A 20,527-nucleotide genomic window follows, 5' to 3' on the forward strand; every position below is an offset into this window, starting at 1 on the left:
AGTGAATTACTAATTCAGGAAGTGTTATAATAATTTTACAGATTGTGGAGGTGGAGAGAGCTGGTGAAGGAAATAAGAGAACTATGGATGATTACATTTAAAATATTTTTAGAATTAATAAGAATTATTATCCTTTTTTCCATTATTGGATGCGTGATGTGGGGAGGCGCCAGGCTTATTTATACCTCTTTTGGAATAAATGTTGATGGTTCATACGCTGGGTGGCTGGGGGGAATCGCCATATATAGTTTATTGTTTGTCCTCTATCGTAATAAACTGCAGTTTTCGGGATTTTATAATGGTCCATATCGCCAAAAATTATCCCCTACAACCACTACCATTTTTATTACGATTTCCGTTTTTTTATTAATACTGCCACTTTTTTGGCGTCCTCATTTTTAATATAGTTTCATTTGATACATAAAAAAGAATGAAAAGAGGGTTACTACTGTGAAAGAATGGAAGGATAGGGCAGAAGTATCTTTTGTCACGGATATTTCCCGATTCGATTACCTGAGACAGCAAATTCAAGAAGTGGCTGAAAAATTCAGTTTCAATCATCAGCAACTTGCGAAAATATTTGATTTACCAATGAATGAGCTGGATAGTTTATTGAATAACAAGGGCAGCATCACGACGGAGCAGCTAGATAAGATTGAACGAAAAATAGTTATGTTATGTGTTGGCTTTGAAGGCTTTGATGCAAGGGAAAGAGCCGCATTGCTTTTGAATGACCTCATTAAGGATTACATGTTTTCAACGGCTAGTGTCGCGAAAATGATTCATGTAGAGGAAAAGGACTTAATCGATTTTAGACAAGAGATATCGATCGATAAGAACGTAGAATTGAAAATTTGCGTGAATAGTATCATGCTTCATTTTGTATTACATGACTAATGACAAGCCCTGGTATTTTGGACTAAATCATTCACGAAGGATAAATAAAAAATCTTCTCTTCTTCGCTGACATTCTTCATCACTTCCACGATTTCCTTCATACATAGTAATGATGAGAACCACACACATTAACCTCAAAAAGTATAGGGGTTCCAAAATGAAAAGTGCCAATAAAGTGTATGTGCTTTTATTTATCGTAGTTTTCTCATTTTCTTCAACCGTATATGCAGAAGAAAATAAGGAAGGTATTCTTGTATACCATGTGAAATATGATTATGAAGCTATAAGTAAATTTTTGGGCATGACAGTGCAGGAATACGACCAAGAGTGGAGGAAAGGTCTTTCGATTGCAGAGATGGCGGAGAAAAAAGGAATTGCTAGAAGAGATGTAGAAGGCTATTTTTATCAATTTCATTATGAAGAAATGCAAAAATGGCGAAAAAAGGGTGTCATGACGGAGAAACACTATTTCCATCTTGTGTACGGATTAGCCGATGAAATAGAGGAATTTATTGATCGTAATCCCAACCGATAACATTTCTCTATACCCTAAGAGTAATTCTTTTAAAGTTTAAAGGCAGAAATGTTGCTTGCACAACATTTCTGCCTTCGTTCATTTATTTTTGTGTAATACGCTCGAAAAACTCCAGTGTTCTGTTCATATCCGTAACATGTTCATTGCATGTTTGACTATCTGCACAAATGTAATTACTGTGGTTGGTAAACGTGCCTACCACCTGTCCTTTAATGGAGGTAGTAAATAGGCCTACATCTGAATGGCGATTACAGATAGCGCAAATGCCGCGAACGGTGTTATTGGCAAATATCCCTTTGATCCCTTTTAGCTGCCCATTTTGCTCAAGGACAACATACTTTCGATGTGTGCCAGCATCATCCCAAGCAAGATAACAAATTTGCTGAAAATCGAGTGCTTCTAGATTTGGTAGCTTGAGCTTCTTTTCTTTTTTAAATAAGGCTTTAAGCGTACTAGAGGTCACCGGCTTGAACGGGATGACATATGGTTTTAATTGCTCTAAAAATGCATCACCTTGTGCACGATCTGTGACAGTAAAAAGCTGGTCAATCAGCATTGTTTCTGCTGCTGATAATGCTAATTTTGTTGTTACTTCCGTATCAACAAGGCCACGTACTGCTAGGATAACGTTTTTATCCTTTGTTGTTGTCAGTGCATGTAAAATTTTATTTAATTGCTGTTCTAGTAAATGATAGTTGGCAACCGTTAAAAACGGCTGAATTGTTTGTTGTTCCATTTGAAATCTCTCCTGTTTATTAGGCTATTTGATTACTTTTTGGCCTAAAGAGATCATTCAATTTCTGTTAGTTTATAACTTAATCTTGACCTCTTTGACCTAAAGAAGTCGTTCTAGAGCATGCATTACAAGTGAATGCGATCATTTAGATCCCTCCTTTAAAGGAAACGTTGATTTATATGGGTTTTACATAAGGTTTTATAATAGGTTGAATTAAACAGGCGACCAATTTACATTAATTTGTTAAAAATTATAAGTGTCTATAGATATAGTAACATGTGATTGCCCTAATTGCTCTTGAATTGTTTTGAAATTACTCCCTTTACAATGGTATAAGATGCAAAGGTTCATGCAAATTTATTAGACGAAATTGTTTGTCTATAATCAACATTTCCATCTTCATTATATGTAGGACACTATTTATTTTTCTTTTGATAGGCTAATTTTTGTAATCTTGATGTATAAGAATTAGGATTGTTTAATTAATTTTAATGAACTAATTATATTTCTACCATAAAAAAGAATAAAGTAAATTAGTGTAACATTTATAAAGAAATAAAGTATATTAAAGTTAATTTGAGTAATGCCATTTTTAGTAAATAGAGCAATTGCGGATGATAACTCATTCTCACCGATGTAACTTATAAAGGGGAATGGGGCTCCAAATTTGTTAGAACCAAAAGATGCAAAGAAAATGGACATTAAGCTCATTATAATGCTAATCCATAACAACGCCTTTTTGTTTGTACCTTGCATTAAGTCATCTCCTTTTATATTTTAACTACCCAGTATTATTATATCGTAAAAAGTTGAATGTGGTAATATTTTGGTAATTTATAATAAAATATTATCCAGAATGTTTATTGTAATTTTTATACATATTGATATTATAACAGCTTATGAAAATTTGAAAATTGATAAAGCACTGTTTATTTTCTGAATTGTTGGAAAGGTAATAAATTGGTATAATGGACTGAATTGGTTAATGAAGGGGGATTTATGATGAAACAGATGACTGAACGTAAATTAATGAATGCTTGGAGAATTTATACATTGTAGGAGGCACTATGCTATTAAATAAAGAAGGTTTTGATTTATGGGCCGATGGATACGACCAAACGGTACAACACAGTGAGGAAAAGTATCAATACCCATTTGCAGGCTATAAAGCGATTTTAAATAAAATTTTCAATGAAGTGATGGCTGTTCCAGCTTCCACAGTTTTAGATATTGGCTTTGGAACAGGGGTATTAACGGCGAAGCTTTATGAACAGGGGCATTCGATTTATGGCTTTGATTTTTCTGCGAACATGATTGCCATTGCCAAGGAAAAAATGCCAGAGGCTCAATTAATGGAGTGGGATTTAATGAATGGCTTGCCACAGGAGCTATTACAGCAGCCCTATGATGCGATTATTAGTACGTATGCGCTCCATCATTTTACAGATGAGCAAAAGTCTTTGTATATCACACAATTATTACAGCACCTATCACCAACAGGGAAAATTTTAATTGGCGATGTAGCTTTCCAGACAAGAGAGCAGCTGGAGCAATGTCGTCAAGATAGCAAGGGATACTGGGATGAGGATGAATTTTACTTTGTCTATGAGGAGCTAAAGGTTGCCTTACAGGAAATTTGTGAGTTAACATTTTACCCACTATCACATTGTGGTGGAGTCTTTGTGATTAGTCGGAAGAATATAAATGCTGATTAGTGACCCCTTATATGGGGAGTTCGAGATAGATGGTTTGTTAGAGGAATTGATTGTAAGTAAGCCAGTTCAACGCTTAAAGGAAATTCATCAGGCTGGGGCAGGCTTTCTAGTAAATAGCAAGTGGACTATTTCAAGATTTGAGCATTCTGTAGGTGTCATGCTGCTTATTAGACAGCTTGGCGGTTCATTGCAGGAGCAGGTGGCAGGCTTATTACATGATGTGTCCCATACCGCTTTTTCCCATGTTGTGGATGTGGTCCTTGAAAATGAGGCGGAAGATTACCATGAAGCGATATTCATGGATGTTATCAAACAGTCTTCAATACCTGTGATTCTTGAAAAATATGGCTACGAGGTAGAGAACATACTAGATACATCCAGATGGTCGTTACTTGAACAACCTGCTCCAGCATTGTGTGCGGATCGTATAGATTATACATTAAGAGATATGTATTTTTATGGAAATTTAGCCCTGGAAGATATCCAAAAATTTTTACAGGACTTATTCGTTTTTCAGGGGAAATTGTGTGTTAAAACGATTGAGCGTGCAGAATGGTTTGTAAAAATTTATTATCAGGAAGTGTTAGATTTTTTCTTGCACCCTTTAAATATCTATGCGACAAGTTCGTTAGCGAATGTATTAAAACTGTCGCTAGCAAAACAAATTCTAACGCTTGAAGATTTCCTAAAGACTGATCATGAGGTAATGCAACAGATGAAGACTTCACATGATCAAGACGTTCTTGCTCTTTTACAACAATTACATGAAAATGTAGAGGTAAGAGAAGAACAAGCGAATTATGACATTCATTTTCGCAATAAAGTGCGACTCATCGATCCAGCTATCTATCATCAACAGCGACTATGGAAGGCGAGCGAGGTATCTAACTATGTCATAGCAATGAATGTCTCTGCTTTGGAAAGGTTTGAGCAGGGTGTTTATGTGAAAATAATCAATGAGGAGCTGTCATAGGGCAGCTCCTTTTCTTTAGGCAAACATGGATAAAATATATTTGCCAGAAAGCATAAATAGGGCATAGACAGCGAGCGCGCTCATAACAGAGATGCCTGGTTTAAACCAGCTTGTTAGGAGGAACGTGAGCACGGTAAATAACAGCATGCCAACCGCTCCAAATACCGTGTTTTGAAGAACAGCATGAAAGGTATCTTCTTTCATATTTTTCATTTGCATGCCCATATTAATGAGCGTCAATATCGGTAAGGCCGTAATAATACCTGATAAAAATAAATACTTAGATTGGCTAAGTAGTAGCGCTAGCACCATGATTGTGCCACCTACTAAAAAATAGAGAAAGTATACCATGGGATGCCCTCAATTAAATTCAGAATAGAGTAATAATACTGTAGAACGTAAGTGTTCACAAGTACCCATTGATACTATTTAGCAAGAAGCGCAGAAAGATAGCTGTTTATGAAAAATAGATAGAATTTTTGGGAGGGGGTGAGTAATAATGTCCATTCTATCCTTTATGCTTTTATATGTAGTAGGCATACCAATCTCTACTCTGTTGCATGAAATTGGGCATGCATTGGGTGTTATAGTATGTTCAAAGGAACGAGCCCATGTTTATTTAGGTGCAAAAAATCTTCCTGAAAACTTGCGTATAGGTCGTATACATTTCCATATTCGATGGGGATTGTTTGGCTTCTGTACCCCACAAAAAGGGAGTAGCTTAACGCGCAAGCAGTCGCTAGGATTTATAGCGGGTGGCCCTATCATGACTTTAGCAGTATTACTTTTTGCCAGCTATCTAGCCCGTTATTTTGCTACTTATACAGGGATACACTATTTTTTCAATAGCCTTTTTTATTTGAATACTTTTCAATTTCTTGCAACAGCAGTCCCGCTAATTTATCCAAAATGGTATAAGCCTTATGCAGGTTTACCCTCAGATGGCTATCAGATGCTAAGCTTACTGAAGAAAAATATCTGAAAATAAAAACTTTAACGAGGTCGCTTTTAATATATCGTTATATACGATATAATCGTGTGGAGCGATATATTAAAGGAGTTATTACAATGATTAAAGATATAAATGATTATTTTACAACGATATTCTATCATCTACATACAACCCATGAAGATGTTATTTCCCATCAGAGTGTGCGTATTTTGCAAATGATTCAAAAGGAAGAGGAAGTGACGGTGCGTGATATAGCAGGGTTACTAAATATTTCTCCTAATACGGCATCAGAGCATGTGAAAAAGCTAGAGCGTCATGGCTGGGTGATGAAGGAGCGTGCAAGTGACGACCAGCGTAAGGTCATGCTACATTTGACAGCAGAAGGAGTACAAGTGTTGAAGAAAAACTCGGAGCTAGATGATGATAAGCTACAGCATGCTCTTAATCAGCTAACTGAGCAGGAACAGCAAGCCATTCTACAGGCGTTTCGACGTCTAAGTGAGGTGGCAAAATAATGTATACATTCTTTAAAATTTTGAGTTCAGCAGCTATCATTGGCGTTGTGACGGAGGTTGCACGACGATTTCCTACCTATGGAGGAATTATTGCTGCGTTGCCATTGGTGAGTATTTTAAGCATTATTTGGCTGACAGTGCAAAGTGAGTCGAGTGAGCATATTCAACGCTTTACGGTAGGCGTTATCGTTGGCTTGCCCGCAACGATGTGCATGCTATTTGTGATTTACATGGCGATGAAATCCTCCGTACATATTGTACTAGCTATTGGACTTGGTGTGCTATCCTGGGCTGTATTTTTAGGCATACAAAAAGCGATTGCAGGCGTTTTTCATATTTCCATTTAAGAAGGAGTTTATAAAATGACGATTATTGCCATACATCAACTACCAAAACAAACTGTAAGCAAATTTTTTCAGGAACATTGGGGTACGACAGAGATGGTCATTTCCAGTGGCATTTATGATTGTAGTGAATTAGCGGGCTTTGCTTTTATGAATGAGCAACAAATGATGATTGGTTTAATCACCTATATCATGCGGGAAGAGGACTGTGAAATCATTTCTTTAGATAGTACGGTTGAGGGGAAAGGTATTGGTTCTGCTCTTGTGAAAGCGGTAGAACAAGCAGCAATGGAGCAGGGCTGTACAAGCATATCACTTATTACAACAAACGATAATTTACATGCATTGAAATTCTATCAAAAACGAGGCTATTATTTAATAGATATACTGCGTAATGCAGTGGAAAAAGCAAGAGCCTATAAGCCTTCTATCCCACTCATTGGTAATGATGGTATTCCAATACGAGATGAAATACGTTTACAAAAACAACTTGACTGTCAATAAGTCAGGTTGTTTTTGTTATACTAGTTGGGAGGAAAGAGAGGGAAAATATGAAAAAAATACTATTTATTTTAGTACTGAGTGTGCTTGTGGTCGGGGCAATCTTCATGATTTATCTCAAGAGCAATCCACCACTTGTTATTCAAAGCTATAGCAGCAAACAAGGCAATGAAGCAATCAAAATCATCGCACTTGAAAATACAGGGCTGCGTGAAATTAAGCTAAAGCAAATACTGGTGAATGATCAGCGTCCTGATAACGCGAAGCTTGTAATAAGTAAGTCAGAACCTTTTGAGGCGGAAACAAAGCTAGAGGGAAATGATCAACTATCTTTTCATAAATTAGCACAGCGAACGATCGTACCTCAAAGATACATAAATCAACAAGCTATTGGCGAGCAGCCACAGCATTATGCAGTACAAGTTCTAGCATCTAACAACCAGAAAGTAACGATACACTATGAATACTTAAAAATACCTTTTACGCTTACAGTTGAGCTTCAAGCCAACAAATAATCACTTTTTGTCTTATCCTTTATGCCTGTGTCAATTTCTAAGATTGTTTGGTGAAAAGCTCCTATCTCTCCTAGAACATGGTAATATTGTATTAACAGCAATTGTGATACTAGGAGGGACCTAATGGCATTTATCATCTTGGGTATAGTACTATTTATCTGTGTTATCACTGTGGCATTAGTGTTTATGAAAAAGCTTTTAAAAAATGATATTATGCTTGAAGTGACAGCCACTTGTGAAGGAAAAAATGAAGACAATCAAGCGATTATGAAGATATATTTTAGGTATTCCATTGGACGTCTTGCCAGAAGGAAACGAGAAATGATAGGCAGTATTGAATGGTCTGAAGGGTGGATGCCTGTCAGCTATAATTTAAAAGAACATGGCGTGTATGATGAAGAACGACTTCTGTATGCAACGAATGAGCAAACGTATTCCACCTTTGAAATCAATGCGACGAATGCGCTTGATGAGCAAGGACGTGGAGAGGGCTACGTGGTCCTTGTATTGGAAAAGCCAAATACCTCTCATATGTCCCGAGCGGGTGTTATTCTCGCTGTGACAGCCAATATGGTTACATATCAATTATCAGACTCGACTAGCTGGCCCAATGATATGCTAGCGAACTAGCTATCCAATGTATTGGATAGCTTTTTTGGTATTTACAAGTAAAAATAGGCTGTTTATGGAACCAATTGCGGAAAATAACGTATAGAAAGAAGAAGGACTTGCAGGAGGAAGGAGGATATAGATGTCCGAACAACATAGCAAATACAATGATTCAAGGCTTGTCACAATAGATGAGCAAATATGTGCACTTTTGCAGCAACGAAAAGAGCAAGCTGCTCTTACTCCAGGCTTGCCTTCGGATGATACCATTTCGAAATGGGCACAGCAATATGGTTTCGATGATACTTTTTTAGCGTTGTTCTTCCAGTTGATTAAATCAGAAAAATACTATACTTCAAAGGTAGAACCTTCAGGCTTCCGTCACTATATCCCTGTATTGAAAACGGTAGCAAAGGGAGAGCGTTTGTATACGGTTTCTTATGTTCGTCAATATGACAATGCAAGTGTGGTGCAATTATTAATCGATTGGGATGAGCAGCAAGAACCTCAGCTAACGATTCAGCAAAAATTAGAACGAAAACATTTTGGTCTATACATTGATGCGTCCTATGAATGCCAAAGTAAAGGTACAGGTGGCTCAAATGGACATGAAAGCAGTACGTATGTGGTGACACCACCCTTGCCAGATGATTTAAGTGGACTTCATTTTGTTTTTACAGAATACGAGGATGCCTTTGAAGAAAAGCCGACAGGGTGGGCTATCACCATACAAGGTTAGGGGGATATTTAATGAAAAAATGGATGTTTCCACTTGCCCTCATCATCCTATTGACAGCTTGTCAAAGCCCCAAGCAGGAGATACATTATATCGCCAAAAGTGAGCATTGGAAAGCCATCTATCATAGTAATGGTGAGGTGGGCTTACGCTTATTTTATTTGGGAGATGATGATGATTTGGGGCCTTTAGAAATTACAATTGAGGGGACAAAAGAATCCCAAAATTTAAGTGATGTTCAGTTAAATAAAGATGGCTATTATTCCTTCACAAAAAAAGAAAGTGAGAAAATCTTTAAACGAGAAACAAAGCCAATGATCCATGTAGAATGGCAATCTGAAGATGAGACCTTAGAAGTGAAAAATCATTAGGAGATAATAATAAAATGCGAATTGAACAGCGCGAAGATATAGTGATTATTGATGGGCTAGAAATCAGCGGTACGATTCAAAAAAATCAACAATGCCCGAGTTGTCAAAATTCCATCATCTATGATGACACGTTTGATAGTTATTTTTGTGCGATGTGTAATGAGTGGCAAGAGGAGGCATGTGATGACCCGCATTGTCACTATTGTGTTCAACGTCCAGAACGCCCATTGCAAGTCCGTCGCTAAATTTTTTTCTTTTTTAGTGTTTGACAAAGAATTCACTATTCGTTATAGTAATTAACAATTTCATACAAAATGAAATGGGCAATGATAAGGACAAGAGATGCGATTAACCATTTATAGAGAGGGAGGCCTTGGCTGCAAGCTTCCTAATGTCGTATTCCCATCTTACTACCTTGGAGCCGTGCTTGGAAACTTGCACCGTTTTTTTGCGGCGTTACAGCAAAATCAATGAGCCACTAGCTTATAAACTAGTGGGAATTTGGGTGGAACCACGGGTAATCAACACATACTCGTCCCTTCTTAGGGGCGGATATGTGTTTTTTTTATCTACACAATTATGCCAAGGTGTAATTGATTTTATTACTAAAAGGAGTAGAGAAACATGTCAAATCAACGTATTCACATTCAATTTCCAGATGGTCAACAACAAGCATTTACTAAAGGTGTGACACTAACCGATATTGCACAAGCGATTCGTCCAGAGCTTCGTAAAAAGGCAGTCGCAGGGAGTGTTAACGGAACCATCATTGATTTGACGCGCCCGATTATGGAAGATGCACAAATTACATTGTACGATGCAAGCTCAAAGGAAGGGATCGAGGTCATTCGCCATTCTACGGCCCATTTATTAGCGCAGGCAATTAAACGACTTTATCCACATGCACAATTTGGAGTAGGACCAGTCATTGAAAATGGCTTTTATTATGATATAGATATTGCTGATACACTGACACCGAGTGATTTACAGCAAATTGAAAAGAAAATGAAACAAATTGTACAGGAAAATATCCCGATTCATAGACGCGAGGTTTCACGTGAAGAAGCAAAGCAATTATTCGCCCATGATGCGTTAAAGCTAGAGCTGTTGGAGGCAATTCCTGTAGATGAGCTAGTTACGATTTATGAGCAGGGAGATTTTTATGATTTATGTCGTGGTCCACATGTCCCGTCTACAGGCAAATTACAGCATTTTAAATTAATGCATGTGTCAGGCGCTTACTGGCGAGGCGATAGCAATAATCAAATGCTTCAGCGTATTTATGGTGTTGCCTTTGCTACAAAAGAGGAACTGCGCGATCATTTTATCTTCTTGGAGGAAGCAGAAAAGCGAAATCATCGCAAGCTAGGTAAAGAGCTATCGTTATTTATGTTTTCAGAGGAAGCACCTGGCATGCCCTTCTATTTAGCCAATGGTCAAATTTTACGCAATGAACTGGAATCGTATTTGCGACATTTACAAGCAAAATATGATTATAGGGAAGTACGAACACCGCTGATGATGAACCAACGCTTATGGGAGCAGTCAGGTCACTGGGATCATTATAAGGACAATATGTATTTCACACAGGTGGATGACCAAAGCTTTGCCTTAAAGCCGATGAACTGTCCTGGGCATATGCTGATTTTCAAAAATGCCTTACATTCCTATCGGGATTTACCTATACGTATGGCAGAATTTGGGCAAGTGCACCGACATGAATTTAGTGGCGCCTTGAATGGTCTGTTACGTGTACGAACTTTTTGTCAGGATGATGCCCATATTTTTGCAACACCACAGCAAATTGAGGATGAAATTGCACTGGCCTTAAAGATTATAGATGAAGTGTACAACGTCTTTGGATTTGCGTATACGATTGAATTATCGACACGACCAGATGATTATATGGGTGATTTGGCACTGTGGGATCAAGCAGAAGCAGCACTTGAAAATGTCCTAAACAATTTAGGTATTGCCTATACAATTAATGCAGGGGACGGGGCTTTCTATGGACCGAAAATTGACATCCATATTAAAGATGCGATTCAGCGCAGTCATCAATGTGCAACGGTTCAGCTTGATTTCCAGCTTCCAGAGAAATTTGATTTAACGTATATTAATGAGCACAATGAAAGGGTGAGACCTGTTGTCATCCATCGTGCAGTGTTTGGCTCAATTGATCGCTTCTTAGGTATTTTAATCGAGCATTTTGGCGGAGCATTTCCAACTTGGCTGGCACCACAGCAAGTCCAAGTGATTGGGGTAGCAGAGGCACATCAAGGCTATGCCAAGAAAGTTGTTGAAGCTTTACAACAAGCAGACATCCGTGTGCAATTAGATGATCGCCAAGAAAAGCTCGGCAAAAAGATACGAGAAGCCCAATTGCAAAAAATACCATATATTGTGGTTATCGGTGATCGTGAGGTTGCCAACCAAACTGTAGCTGTTCGCAGACATGGTCAGCAAAATTCCACTGATAAGTCACTACAGCAATTAATAGAAGAAGTCACAGCAGCCATTCAACAAAAAAGTTTAGCTTAATTTAAGTAAAGAAAGCTTGCGATGAATGTTCGTCATTCATCGCAAGCTTTTTAATTGTTAAGAAATTTTTACTTCTATTTTTTTGAAATGACTACTAGAATCTACATGGTGTGCATACAATGAATTAAAGGTGCTTGGAACTTTCTTGAAAAAGCGAATGTCCCAGTATTACTTCTTGTGTTTCAGCGTCGATGACAAGAAATTTGCGATAGGATTCATCGGTATTGTGCTGAAAGGATGCTAAAAAATAAACTTGTCGATTGGGATGAATAAAAGTATGTTGAGAGAGGTCTATTGTTTCCTGTTTACCATCTGTTTGTAAATAAAAACGTTTTGTCGCATTTGCTACATCTTTAAAAGCCATCTTTTGACGAATATTCAATGAAGCATTGGTATATTCCTCATAAATCGCACGATTAAGCTGCTGATAAAATGTGTCCTCATCACGAAACGATTGAAATTGGTTGTTTGGGTATTGATATAGTGTATTTATTTCAGTTGGTGTGCAAAGTGTGGGTGATGTATGGTCTACTGAATGTTGAGGTGGCAATAATATTTTGGAAACAACCATAAAAGTTAAGATGAATACGTGCATCATTCAACCTCCAAATGTTTTCTTATCAAAAACATCGCCTACTTTTTCATTCTCTATACATTCTGAGAAATGGCTAGGTGAATGCATGTATCATCCCCGATAAAACCAGCCAATAAAACATGGCCTGGCTTTATCATATCTATACTTTCTTCTATTATATGCCTCGTTATGATTAGGAAGCTTGTGCTTGTTTTAAATATCTATTAAGTAAGACATCCAATTCTTGACTGTAATCTACTACAATAGGGTGGGTGAAACCAAGATCCTTTGCTTTTTTATACATAATTCTTCGTTTGATCTCAATTTCCGCCTTCAAGAATTGTTTAAGTAATAAGTTAACCAAGATATTTTCCTCCTAATTTTTTATCCATATTCTTGAAATAAATTTTTATGACCTCGATTCAACTTTTTCATTGTATATCACTTATATTAAAAAAAATGTCACATTGTGTATCGTTTCTTAAATTCGTAATTTAGTCATAGATAAGGTACTTCATCCTATTTAACTTGGTTGAAAATTTTTATATATTATAGATAAAAATTACTGTAAAATTCCCCTTTTATAGAATTTAATATATGACTTAAAACCCTGTTCATGTGCTGGATAGGGTTATTCACGTTCTTTGTTTTAGAAAATATTAAGGGGAAAATGGAGAAGTCTTAAGTCTTTTATACTAATAAAAAAGTTGTGATTAGAGATTGAATTTTCCGATAATTAAGCGTGGAATTCATATCTTGTCACATTTTAGCAAATTCCCTTTTTTGTTGTTTAGAAATGGGGACATTTCATTGTCTATGGTGAAATGTTGAGAATTTTTGAAATTAATGGAATAATGGATGTTAGATGAGGTGATGCAGCGCATGATGAAAAAAATGGTTTCCATCATTGCTTTTTTAAGTTTACTAACGGCATGTGAAAGGGAGAAGCCCTTACAGGAACCGACCATTGTGTATGACATGGATACGACATCGACATCCATATCCACTGAATTTAGCTATGTAGCCGATTTATCTTTGGAAAAAAGAGAGGCCTATCAAGCATTTTTAAACGATGGAGAAATTCGTCATTTGCAGACCTTTTCGCCAGAGGAAATGCTGCTAATTATGTTTGATTTAGTGGAGGAACCTCGTATGGATGCATTGTATGCGATTACTTACAGCAATGATGCATTCCCCACAAAAGAATTGTTTGAGCAATACTATACGGATTCACTTGCAGGTGATTTGCTTGTTACCTATTTCATGTATAGATTTTATGATCGAATAGTGATTAATGAATCGAGCACCCCTGATTTACAGGTCGTTCAACTGGAAATTTCCGTTGGGAGTCAGCGCTACATAAAAACATACGCCCTGCAACAGCAAGAGGGGATTTGGAAGGTTCATTTAGCTAAAGATCAAAGAGGAGAAACAGATGACTGAAATTTATTTTGTTAGACACGCACATGCTCATTATTCAGAGGATGAATATCATCGTCCACTATCTGCTCAGGGACAAAGGGATGCAGAGTGTGTCACAAATCTTTTGAAGCATCATCGAATCGACGCAGTTTATGCTAGTCCTTATCGTAGAGCCATTCAAACAGTGGAGGGGATTGCACAGGCGCGTCATTTACCCGTTCAAACGATAGATGCTTTAAAAGAAAGACAACTTTCTAAGGGGAAGCTGGAGGATTTTCATGCAGCAGTTCAACGGGTGTGGCAGGAGCCAAGCTTTGCATGGGCAGGTGGGGAGTCCAATCAACAGGCAATGGCTCGCGCTATTCCAAGTTTGCGAAACATCCTTCTCACGCATCCACAGCAGTCTGTCGTTATCGGTACACATGGCAATATCATGGCATTGATGATGCAATATTTTGATGCCCAGTACGATTATGCATTTTGGCAAACGTTAAGTATGCCAGATATCTATCGATTAGCCTTTCAAGGGCTATCCTTACAGGAAGTAACACGCGTGTGGCAAGAGGACTGAACAAAAAAAGAGATACTACAGCAATCATAGTATCTCTCTTGTGCTATTCTGTTAATTCCTCTCCCAATCGGAGCGTAAGAGGCCAAATAAAACTACGTCATGGAATGTACCGAAGCGGAAAATTTCTTGGCGTAAAATGCCTTCTTTTGTGAAGCCACATTTTTCATAGGAGCGAATAGCTGCTGGGTTAAAGCTAAAAACCTGAAGCTTGATTTTCTGAACAGCTATATATTGGAAGATAAAATCAATAAGCGTTTTCATTGCATCTGTGCCATAGCCCTTGCCGTGCCACTCTTTCCCAATTGAAATGCCCACTGAGCAAGTGCTATTTTGCCAATTCACTGCATAAACGCCACAGGAGCCTATTAACTGTTGTGACGCTTTTTCATAGATACCGAAAAAGTATTCCTCCTTCTTTCCGCTGATACTGTTAAAGAAAGCGGTGTGATCCTCTACAGTTTGTGGAAAGGGAATCTCATCATTAGCAAGTAGCAAAGAGGTGATTTCGCTTTCGATTGCTATAAAAGCCTCTAGGTCAGCAGTAGTCATTTGTTGTAAAGTGATCGATTGACCTGTTAAAAATGTTTTCAAATAATGTTCCATTATTGTATTCTCCCTTATATAAGGGCTGCAAGTAGCGTTACAACCCTACGATTGTTGGTAATATTTTCACGTCTACTGCATCTTTCACACTCATAAATCCACCCCTTTTTTTGTGCATACTTCCATAGTAGCATGAGGGACTAAGAGAATGGAAGAAATTATGTTAAAATATGTCATAGTTAAAGAGAGAGAGGGATTAAGATGCGCACAACATATTTTGCGAATTTATTACAATACTTACCACAAGAAGAGCAGCAACAATTACAACAGGCTTTTGGTGCTTCAGAGACACAAATTCAGGCCTTGTTAGAAGTATTTCCGAACTGCCCACAAGCTTTGGTGGAGCTATTACAGGATGTCAATGGTACATATTATTGTCAGCATGGGCAAGAAACGATCTGTGTTTTAGTGCTAGGCTCTGATTTAGGGGATTATCCGTATTATTTAAAATCGGTGGAGCAAATCGTGAAAGATTATCATGACAAGCGTGAAACAATTTATGAGCGCTATCAGGAATTTTTAGCGTATGTGGAAGTAGATGAAAAGATTAATATGCATGTCCCGTTAAATGAACGGCTATGCTTTGCAGATTGTATGAATAATGGGGGCACATCAAGCCTATATATTGATTTTACGCCAAATGAAGCGGGACAAGTTGGCCAGGTGGTTCGTTATGTCCATGATCCTGATAGCTTTGAGGTGATTGCAGCTTCGTTTGAGGATTATTTACAGCAACTTATAGAGGGAGAATATGAATTCACCGCTATTTACGAGGAGGAATTCGAGTGACTATGCAGCTCATGTTCTATGAGGACAAAGCAAAAAATTTAGTAGAACAATATACCCTAACAGAAGAGCAGCTACGCTATACAAAGTCTCCAAAAGAAAGCATTGCACTTGCTAAGCAGGATAATAGTCGGCATGCCATTTTAGCAATGGACGGTAACAAGCTAGTCACGTTCTTTGTCTTACATGAAAAAGAGGGGGTGACGCCGTACTCCTCCAACGAACAGGCGCTATTAATCCGTTCCTTTTCCACTGATTTTTATGAGCAGGGCAAAGGCTATGCCAAGACAGCACTCCAATTATTGCCTGACTTTGTTCGCAAGCATTTCCCATACATCAATGAGCTGGTGCTCGGGGTCAATGTACCAAATAGAGCTGCTCAAGAACTTTATAAGCGATGTGGCTTTGTCGATGAAGGCAGACAGGCAATGGGACTTCGAGATGAGCTAAAGGTGATGAGCTACTATATGAAGGAGGTTGAAAATTGAGCCATCATATAATTGAAGCAAGAATGGAGCATTTACAAGCACTTTGTACAATCGATCAAGAAGTAATTGGAGATTCATCCAGAGCGGAAGAAATTCAGCAAGCTATCAAAGAGAAACGCTGTTTGCTATACCAATCCGCCAATACCATTGGGGGGTTTCTGCTATTTAGCAATGACTTTTTTGGCTATAGCTTTATTTCCTTAGTCATTGTCAAGCCGTCCGAGCGCAGAAAGGGGATCGCATCTGCCTTAATGACCGCTTATATCCAAATGGCTAAAACAGCAAAGGTTTTCTCCTCTACAAATCAGTCCAATAGGCGTATGCACCAGCTTTTTCATAACCTAGGCTTTGTCAAAAGCGGTTTTATCGACAACTTGGATGAGGGAGACCCAGAAATTATTTATATGAAACAAGCCTCACCACAAAAATAGGGTGAGGCTTTCGTTTATTTTTTTGCTTTGATGAATAAAAAGGATGGCCTGCGTAGCTCCTTTTCAATAGAAGGAAGCTGTTGAATGGCTTCTGTGCTTGGAATTGGTTCTAGGATTTTATTAATGGTTAACCCATGGGTAATCAATGTATTGACCAGCGTCGATATGGTGCGATGATATTTGACAACACCATCCACCAACCATGTTTGCTCACGCAAGCCTTCTTCCTGGTAATGATCCACAGCATAGTGCAGACGTTGATGATTGTCATCATATACCCAATTATCATCCGTTGTATGACGAGCTGTAGCAATAGGATGCTCCACAGAGAAAATAAAAACACCGTTAGGACGTAGCATGTGAGCAATTTGACCAATGACCGCAACGAAATCTTTAACATAATGAAGAGATAGGGAGCTGGTTATACAATCAAAGCTATCTGAAGGGGCTTCATAATCCTCTATTGCCTGTAGCTGATAGTCAATTTGTGGGTGGGCATTTGCCTGCTTGGCAATGGTCAGCATATTGCTCGAAACATCTAATGCGGTTACGTGCTTGGCTTGATGGTCGATACAATACTTGGCGAAATCCCCCATACCACAGCCAATATCGAGTATCTGTAAATTTGTCAAAGGTGGAAGTAAAGCCTTCATCGTGGGCTGCTCTAAAAGACGGTTATAATTATATGCTTTTTGTCTCAATGTCTTGTAGTGATGAAAAAATATCGGATTATCATAAATATTTTGTTTCATTAAAAGCCTCCAGTTTATGAAACATAACGTTATGTCATTTGTGCGCATCATTATTGTCCCATGTAGATAGAAAAAGAAATAGACTTTTATTACAATTTTTTGTAAGATGTAGATAGAGGCATACCATTTTTTGATACAGTTATCTTCCATTTAATGGGATATTTTATCGTTCCCTCTACATAATGATTGATCCTACCAAGCACATCCCCATTTCCATGTCATAAAAATGTAACAATTTGAAAAAATAAAAATATTTAAAGGGAAAACATGGCACTTCTTACACGCTATAACGTTCTTACTATTTGGAAGCATATTCCGAAAAAGAGACGTTGGAGGGATTCTATTGAATCAAGAAAGTTTATTATCCATTAGTAGCAATGCCTTATTTATTGCCTTTATTCTACTACTCATTGCTATTGTGCCATTAGGGCTAGCAGTCAAATCAAAGAGAAAAACATTCGGTAAGCTAGGACTATTGCTCACTTATATAGCCTTTGCCCTACAGCTCGTGTACTTTGTTGTCAGATGGGTGGCGGTTGACCATGCACCTGTCAGTAATATGTATGAATTTATGACGTTCTTTGGCATCATGCTTACAGGAAGTTACTTAATTATCCATTTCTTATATAAGCAAATCGTGGTAGGCTTATTCACGATTCCTGTATCCTTAATCATCCTTGGTTATGGAAGCGTTTTCGCGAGGGAAGTATCGCCGCTTGTTCCATCATTACAAAGTCACTGGTTAACAATTCATGTCATGACTGTGGCCTTTTCTAGTGCCATTTTATCTGTATCCTTTGCTACAGGTTTAATTTACTTATTAAGAACGCTGGATGTTTCCAAAAAATCTATCAGTACATACGGGCTTGAGTTTGTGTTGTATTGTTTGGTGGTTGTCATTGGCTTTATTGGCGTATCGACGTTTTTCAGCCTTGCCACAGAAGAGGTGCAGGTACAATTCGATAATGCACAGGGACAGCAAGAAAAAGCCACTTACTCCATGATGCCCCTGATTGTCAGTAAAGGAGCCGTCACCGAGAAGGGTGAATCAATCGGTGGTGTCGAAATCACAAATAAAATAGATGCCAAGAAATTAAACTCGATTGTCTGGGCATTTATCGTGGGTACTATTTTATATGGTGTCATTCGATTCATCACAAGAAAATCAGTGAGTGCCTTATTAAAGCCATGGACAAGCCGCGTACAGCCACAATTAATGGATGAGATTTCCTATCGCGCAGTTGTTATCGGCTTCCCATTATTTGCATTAGGTGGCCTGCTATTCGCCATGATTTGGGCGCAAATTGCCTGGAGTCGCTATTGGGGCTGGGACCCGAAAGAGGTGTGGGCATTAATTACCTTTTTATTCTACGCAGCCTTCCTCCATTTCCGCTTATACAAAGGCTGGGAAGGAGAAAAAACAGCCTGGTTGGCCATCATCGGCTTCGGCATTATTGTGTTCAACCAAGTATTTGTCAATCTAGTCATTGCCGGCTTACATTCTTATGCCTAGTTAGAGGTAGGGGGTCTTGACTCCTAAGTAATCCTGACTGAGTGAGGAGGAGCCCGCTCTAAAGTGAGGAGAGAGCGCCCAAGCTAGTCAGGTAATCGCTCCAAAGTGAAAAGAAAGCGCTCAAACTAGTTAGGTAACTGCTCCAACTAGTGAGAGAACCTCTTAGCTTTGACCATCCTTTTCTTCTTATTAAAATATTCAACCGAAAAAAGCATTACGAAATGCATGTAGCACTTCGTAATGCTTTTTATTAATTATTTTTTGCGAAATAGTCTAGCGTTGCTTGACCTAAAACGTTGGCGGCAATTCGTAATGAGCGCTCGTCGATATCGAATTTCGGATGATGGTGTGGATAGACTTCCTCCCAATCAGGGTTTTTCGCCCCTGTGAAGAAAAACGCACCGGGGATTTCCTCTAAGAAATAGGCAAAGTCCTCACCGCCCATATTGGGATCAACTATTTCAACAGTCTCAACATCTGCAATTTTCTCTGCGGACGCCATTATATGCTCAGTCTTTGCATCATGGTTCACAACAGGCGGATAGCCTCGCACATACTCATACTCGTAATCAGCTTTTGTTAAATAACAAGTTGCCTTTAAAAGCTCTTCGATTTCATGCTCTAACAAACTACGCTCCTCCTCGTGGAAAGTGCGCACCGTACCCTTCATGTACACTTGATCAGCAATGACGTTGAATGGATTTAATGCCTCAATATGGCCAATTGATACTACTGCTGGACGTAATGGGTTGATGCGACGTGCCACAAGCTGCTGTAAATTTGTAATAAACTGAGCTGCAAGGACAATGGAGTCCTTGGTGTCACTTGGGTTTGAACCATGGCCGCCCTTGCCTTTTATCGTTATATAAATACCATCTGCTGCAGCCATTAATGGTCCTTTAGCTGTTTGCACTTTGCCAAGATCAGTGGGTGCCCATAAATGTGTCCCAAAAATAACATCTACACCTTCTAAGCAGCCATCTCTAATCATCGAAATAGCTCCACCTGGCGCAAGTTCCTCAGCATGTTGATGAATAAAGACGATTGTTCCTTCTAAATCATCCTTCATTTGATTAAACGCCTTCGCTAAGATTAAGAGGGAAGCTGTGTGTCCATCATGGCCACAAGCATGCATACGCCCTTTAATTTTCGATTGGAAAGGTAAGCCGGTTTCTTCCGTAATGGCTAAAGCATCAAAGTCTGCTCGTAACGCTACTGTTTTCCCTGGTTTTCCACCAACTAGCTTTGCCACAACTCCATTGCCACCTACACCTTCACGAACCTCATGACCTAATGCACGATGAAAGGCAGCAATGGTTTTTGGCGTTTCAACTTCCTCAAAGGAAAGCTCAGGATTTTCATGGAAATGACGACGAAGCTGTATTGTCTCTTCTTCATAATGTTTTAATAAATCTGCTAACTGTTGTTGTAATGTTGTCATTCTCTA

28 protein-coding genes are annotated in these 20,527 nt (G+C 38.5%); 21 read left to right on the top strand and 7 right to left on the bottom strand.

Annotated features, from left to right (window positions below; translation table 11 throughout):
* Positions 1 to 63: 63 nt before the first annotated feature.
* The 3 genes from NYE73_RS11855 to NYE73_RS11865 all read left to right on the top strand — a co-directional run bounded on the left by NYE73_RS11855 (position 64) and on the right by NYE73_RS11865 (position 1,432).
* The gene (locus NYE73_RS11855; RefSeq protein ID WP_231595711.1) at positions 64 to 402 is read left to right on the top strand and encodes a hypothetical protein; all 339 of its coding nucleotides are present in this window, start codon (positions 64 to 66) and stop codon (positions 400 to 402) included.
* A gap of 48 nt (positions 403 to 450) precedes the next feature.
* Complete coding sequence (locus NYE73_RS11860; RefSeq protein WP_048394546.1) at positions 451 to 897, top strand: HTH domain-containing protein; 447 nt, start codon at positions 451 to 453, stop codon at positions 895 to 897.
* Positions 898 to 1,054: 157 nt separating this feature from the next.
* Positions 1,055 to 1,432, top strand: coding sequence for a hypothetical protein (locus tag NYE73_RS11865; RefSeq protein ID WP_259950647.1), 378 nt, complete (start codon positions 1,055 to 1,057; stop codon positions 1,430 to 1,432).
* Between the two features lie 82 nt (positions 1,433 to 1,514).
* Here NYE73_RS11865 and NYE73_RS11870 read toward each other — a convergent pair whose 3' ends face one another.
* Positions 1,515 to 2,168, bottom strand: coding sequence for a FusB/FusC family EF-G-binding protein (locus tag NYE73_RS11870; RefSeq protein ID WP_259950649.1), 654 nt, complete (start codon positions 2,166 to 2,168; stop codon positions 1,515 to 1,517).
* Positions 2,169 to 3,235: 1,067 nt separating this feature from the next.
* On the opposite strand from NYE73_RS11870, the gene NYE73_RS11875 reads away from it, so the two are divergent.
* On the top strand, positions 3,236 to 3,883 hold the full coding sequence (locus NYE73_RS11875; RefSeq protein ID WP_259950650.1) for a class I SAM-dependent methyltransferase: 648 nt from the start codon (positions 3,236 to 3,238) through the stop codon (positions 3,881 to 3,883).
* Complete coding sequence (locus tag NYE73_RS11880) at positions 3,873 to 4,856, top strand: HD domain-containing protein (protein WP_259950652.1); 984 nt, start codon at positions 3,873 to 3,875, stop codon at positions 4,854 to 4,856. The genes NYE73_RS11875 and NYE73_RS11880 overlap by 11 nt, the downstream gene beginning before the upstream one ends.
* A gap of 15 nt (positions 4,857 to 4,871) precedes the next feature.
* On the opposite strand, the gene NYE73_RS11885 is transcribed toward NYE73_RS11880, so the two are convergent.
* A complete protein-coding gene (locus NYE73_RS11885; RefSeq protein WP_259950654.1) occupies positions 4,872 to 5,168 on the bottom strand; it encodes a hypothetical protein in 297 nt (98 codons plus the stop codon).
* Positions 5,169 to 5,355: 187 nt separating this feature from the next.
* Here NYE73_RS11885 and NYE73_RS11890 point away from each other — a divergent pair, with 187 nt between their 5' ends.
* The 10 genes from NYE73_RS11890 to thrS all read left to right on the top strand — a co-directional run bounded on the left by NYE73_RS11890 (position 5,356) and on the right by thrS (position 11,940).
* Positions 5,356 to 5,838, top strand: a complete 483-nt coding sequence (locus NYE73_RS11890) for a hypothetical protein (protein WP_259950656.1) — start codon at positions 5,356 to 5,358, stop codon at positions 5,836 to 5,838.
* 86 nt (positions 5,839 to 5,924) lie between these two features.
* Positions 5,925 to 6,323: a MarR family winged helix-turn-helix transcriptional regulator gene (locus NYE73_RS11895; protein WP_259950658.1), complete on the top strand. Its 399-nt coding sequence runs from the start codon at positions 5,925 to 5,927 to the stop codon at positions 6,321 to 6,323.
* Positions 6,323 to 6,670: a DUF3147 family protein gene (locus tag NYE73_RS11900; protein WP_016993931.1), complete on the top strand. Its 348-nt coding sequence runs from the start codon at positions 6,323 to 6,325 to the stop codon at positions 6,668 to 6,670. The genes NYE73_RS11895 and NYE73_RS11900 overlap by 1 nt, the downstream gene beginning before the upstream one ends.
* Positions 6,671 to 6,685: 15 nt before the next feature.
* Positions 6,686 to 7,171, top strand: a complete 486-nt coding sequence (locus tag NYE73_RS11905) for a GNAT family N-acetyltransferase (RefSeq protein ID WP_259950660.1) — start codon at positions 6,686 to 6,688, stop codon at positions 7,169 to 7,171.
* Between the two features lie 47 nt (positions 7,172 to 7,218).
* Positions 7,219 to 7,683 carry a hypothetical protein gene (locus NYE73_RS11910; RefSeq protein ID WP_131520336.1) on the top strand — a complete coding sequence of 155 codons (465 nt, stop codon included), beginning with the start codon at positions 7,219 to 7,221 and terminating at the stop codon, positions 7,681 to 7,683.
* A gap of 123 nt (positions 7,684 to 7,806) precedes the next feature.
* Positions 7,807 to 8,313 carry a hypothetical protein gene (locus NYE73_RS11915; RefSeq protein ID WP_259950661.1) on the top strand — a complete coding sequence of 169 codons (507 nt, stop codon included), beginning with the start codon at positions 7,807 to 7,809 and terminating at the stop codon, positions 8,311 to 8,313.
* A gap of 121 nt (positions 8,314 to 8,434) precedes the next feature.
* Entirely contained in the window at positions 8,435 to 9,031 is a 597-nt protein-coding gene (locus NYE73_RS11920) for a hypothetical protein (protein WP_259950662.1), read from the top strand.
* Positions 9,032 to 9,042: 11 nt separating this feature from the next.
* Positions 9,043 to 9,399, top strand: coding sequence for a hypothetical protein (locus NYE73_RS11925; protein WP_054549268.1), 357 nt, complete (start codon positions 9,043 to 9,045; stop codon positions 9,397 to 9,399).
* Positions 9,400 to 9,413: 14 nt separating this feature from the next.
* Positions 9,414 to 9,644 carry a hypothetical protein gene (locus NYE73_RS11930; protein ID WP_004230268.1) on the top strand — a complete coding sequence of 77 codons (231 nt, stop codon included), beginning with the start codon at positions 9,414 to 9,416 and terminating at the stop codon, positions 9,642 to 9,644.
* Between the two features lie 379 nt (positions 9,645 to 10,023).
* Positions 10,024 to 11,940, top strand: a complete 1,917-nt coding sequence (gene thrS, locus NYE73_RS11935; RefSeq protein ID WP_259950663.1) for a threonine--tRNA ligase — start codon at positions 10,024 to 10,026, stop codon at positions 11,938 to 11,940.
* Positions 11,941 to 12,064: 124 nt separating this feature from the next.
* Here thrS and NYE73_RS11940 read toward each other — a convergent pair whose 3' ends face one another.
* Both NYE73_RS11940 and NYE73_RS11945 read right to left on the bottom strand, forming a co-directional pair.
* Positions 12,065 to 12,535: a hypothetical protein gene (locus NYE73_RS11940; RefSeq protein ID WP_048394519.1), complete on the bottom strand. Its 471-nt coding sequence runs from the start codon at positions 12,533 to 12,535 to the stop codon at positions 12,065 to 12,067.
* 172 nt (positions 12,536 to 12,707) lie between these two features.
* Positions 12,708 to 12,878, bottom strand: coding sequence for an aspartyl-phosphate phosphatase Spo0E family protein (locus NYE73_RS11945; protein WP_004230265.1), 171 nt, complete (start codon positions 12,876 to 12,878; stop codon positions 12,708 to 12,710).
* Positions 12,879 to 13,396: 518 nt separating this feature from the next.
* Between NYE73_RS11945 and NYE73_RS11950 the strand changes: the two genes are divergently transcribed.
* Positions 13,397 to 13,957: a hypothetical protein gene (locus NYE73_RS11950; protein ID WP_259950664.1), complete on the top strand. Its 561-nt coding sequence runs from the start codon at positions 13,397 to 13,399 to the stop codon at positions 13,955 to 13,957.
* A complete protein-coding gene (locus NYE73_RS11955; protein ID WP_259950665.1) occupies positions 13,950 to 14,507 on the top strand; it encodes a histidine phosphatase family protein in 558 nt (185 codons plus the stop codon). Before NYE73_RS11950 ends, NYE73_RS11955 begins: the two co-directional genes overlap by 8 nt.
* 51 nt (positions 14,508 to 14,558) lie before the next feature.
* Here NYE73_RS11955 and NYE73_RS11960 read toward each other — a convergent pair whose 3' ends face one another.
* Positions 14,559 to 15,110 (bottom strand): GNAT family N-acetyltransferase, encoded by a 552-nt coding sequence (locus NYE73_RS11960; RefSeq protein ID WP_048394516.1) that lies wholly within the window; start codon positions 15,108 to 15,110, stop codon positions 14,559 to 14,561.
* Positions 15,111 to 15,311: 201 nt separating this feature from the next.
* Here NYE73_RS11960 and NYE73_RS11965 point away from each other — a divergent pair, with 201 nt between their 5' ends.
* Genes NYE73_RS11965 through NYE73_RS11975 form a run of 3 tightly spaced genes read left to right on the top strand, consistent with a single transcriptional unit; the run spans position 15,312 to position 16,815 of the window.
* On the top strand, positions 15,312 to 15,899 hold the full coding sequence (locus NYE73_RS11965) for an SMI1/KNR4 family protein (RefSeq protein WP_066036847.1): 588 nt from the start codon (positions 15,312 to 15,314) through the stop codon (positions 15,897 to 15,899).
* A 2-nt stretch (positions 15,900 to 15,901) separates the two neighbouring features.
* A complete protein-coding gene (locus NYE73_RS11970) occupies positions 15,902 to 16,384 on the top strand; it encodes a GNAT family N-acetyltransferase (protein WP_048394606.1) in 483 nt (160 codons plus the stop codon).
* Complete coding sequence (locus NYE73_RS11975) at positions 16,381 to 16,815, top strand: GNAT family N-acetyltransferase (RefSeq protein WP_259950666.1); 435 nt, start codon at positions 16,381 to 16,383, stop codon at positions 16,813 to 16,815. Before NYE73_RS11970 ends, NYE73_RS11975 begins: the two co-directional genes overlap by 4 nt.
* 14 nt (positions 16,816 to 16,829) lie before the next feature.
* Here NYE73_RS11975 and NYE73_RS11980 read toward each other — a convergent pair whose 3' ends face one another.
* Complete coding sequence (locus tag NYE73_RS11980; protein ID WP_259950668.1) at positions 16,830 to 17,567, bottom strand: class I SAM-dependent methyltransferase; 738 nt, start codon at positions 17,565 to 17,567, stop codon at positions 16,830 to 16,832.
* Positions 17,568 to 17,910: 343 nt separating this feature from the next.
* Here NYE73_RS11980 and ccsB point away from each other — a divergent pair, with 343 nt between their 5' ends.
* Entirely contained in the window at positions 17,911 to 19,080 is a 1,170-nt protein-coding gene (ccsB, locus tag NYE73_RS11985) for a c-type cytochrome biogenesis protein CcsB (RefSeq protein WP_259950670.1), read from the top strand.
* Positions 19,081 to 19,330: 250 nt separating this feature from the next.
* Here ccsB and NYE73_RS11990 read toward each other — a convergent pair whose 3' ends face one another.
* Complete coding sequence (locus tag NYE73_RS11990; protein WP_259950672.1) at positions 19,331 to 20,521, bottom strand: amidohydrolase; 1,191 nt, start codon at positions 20,519 to 20,521, stop codon at positions 19,331 to 19,333.
* Positions 20,522 to 20,527: the final 6 nt, after the last annotated feature.

It is taken from the genome of Lysinibacillus sp. FSL K6-0102 (genome assembly GCF_038003545.1).
GTDB lineage: Bacteria > Bacillota > Bacilli > Bacillales_A > Planococcaceae > Lysinibacillus > Lysinibacillus capsici.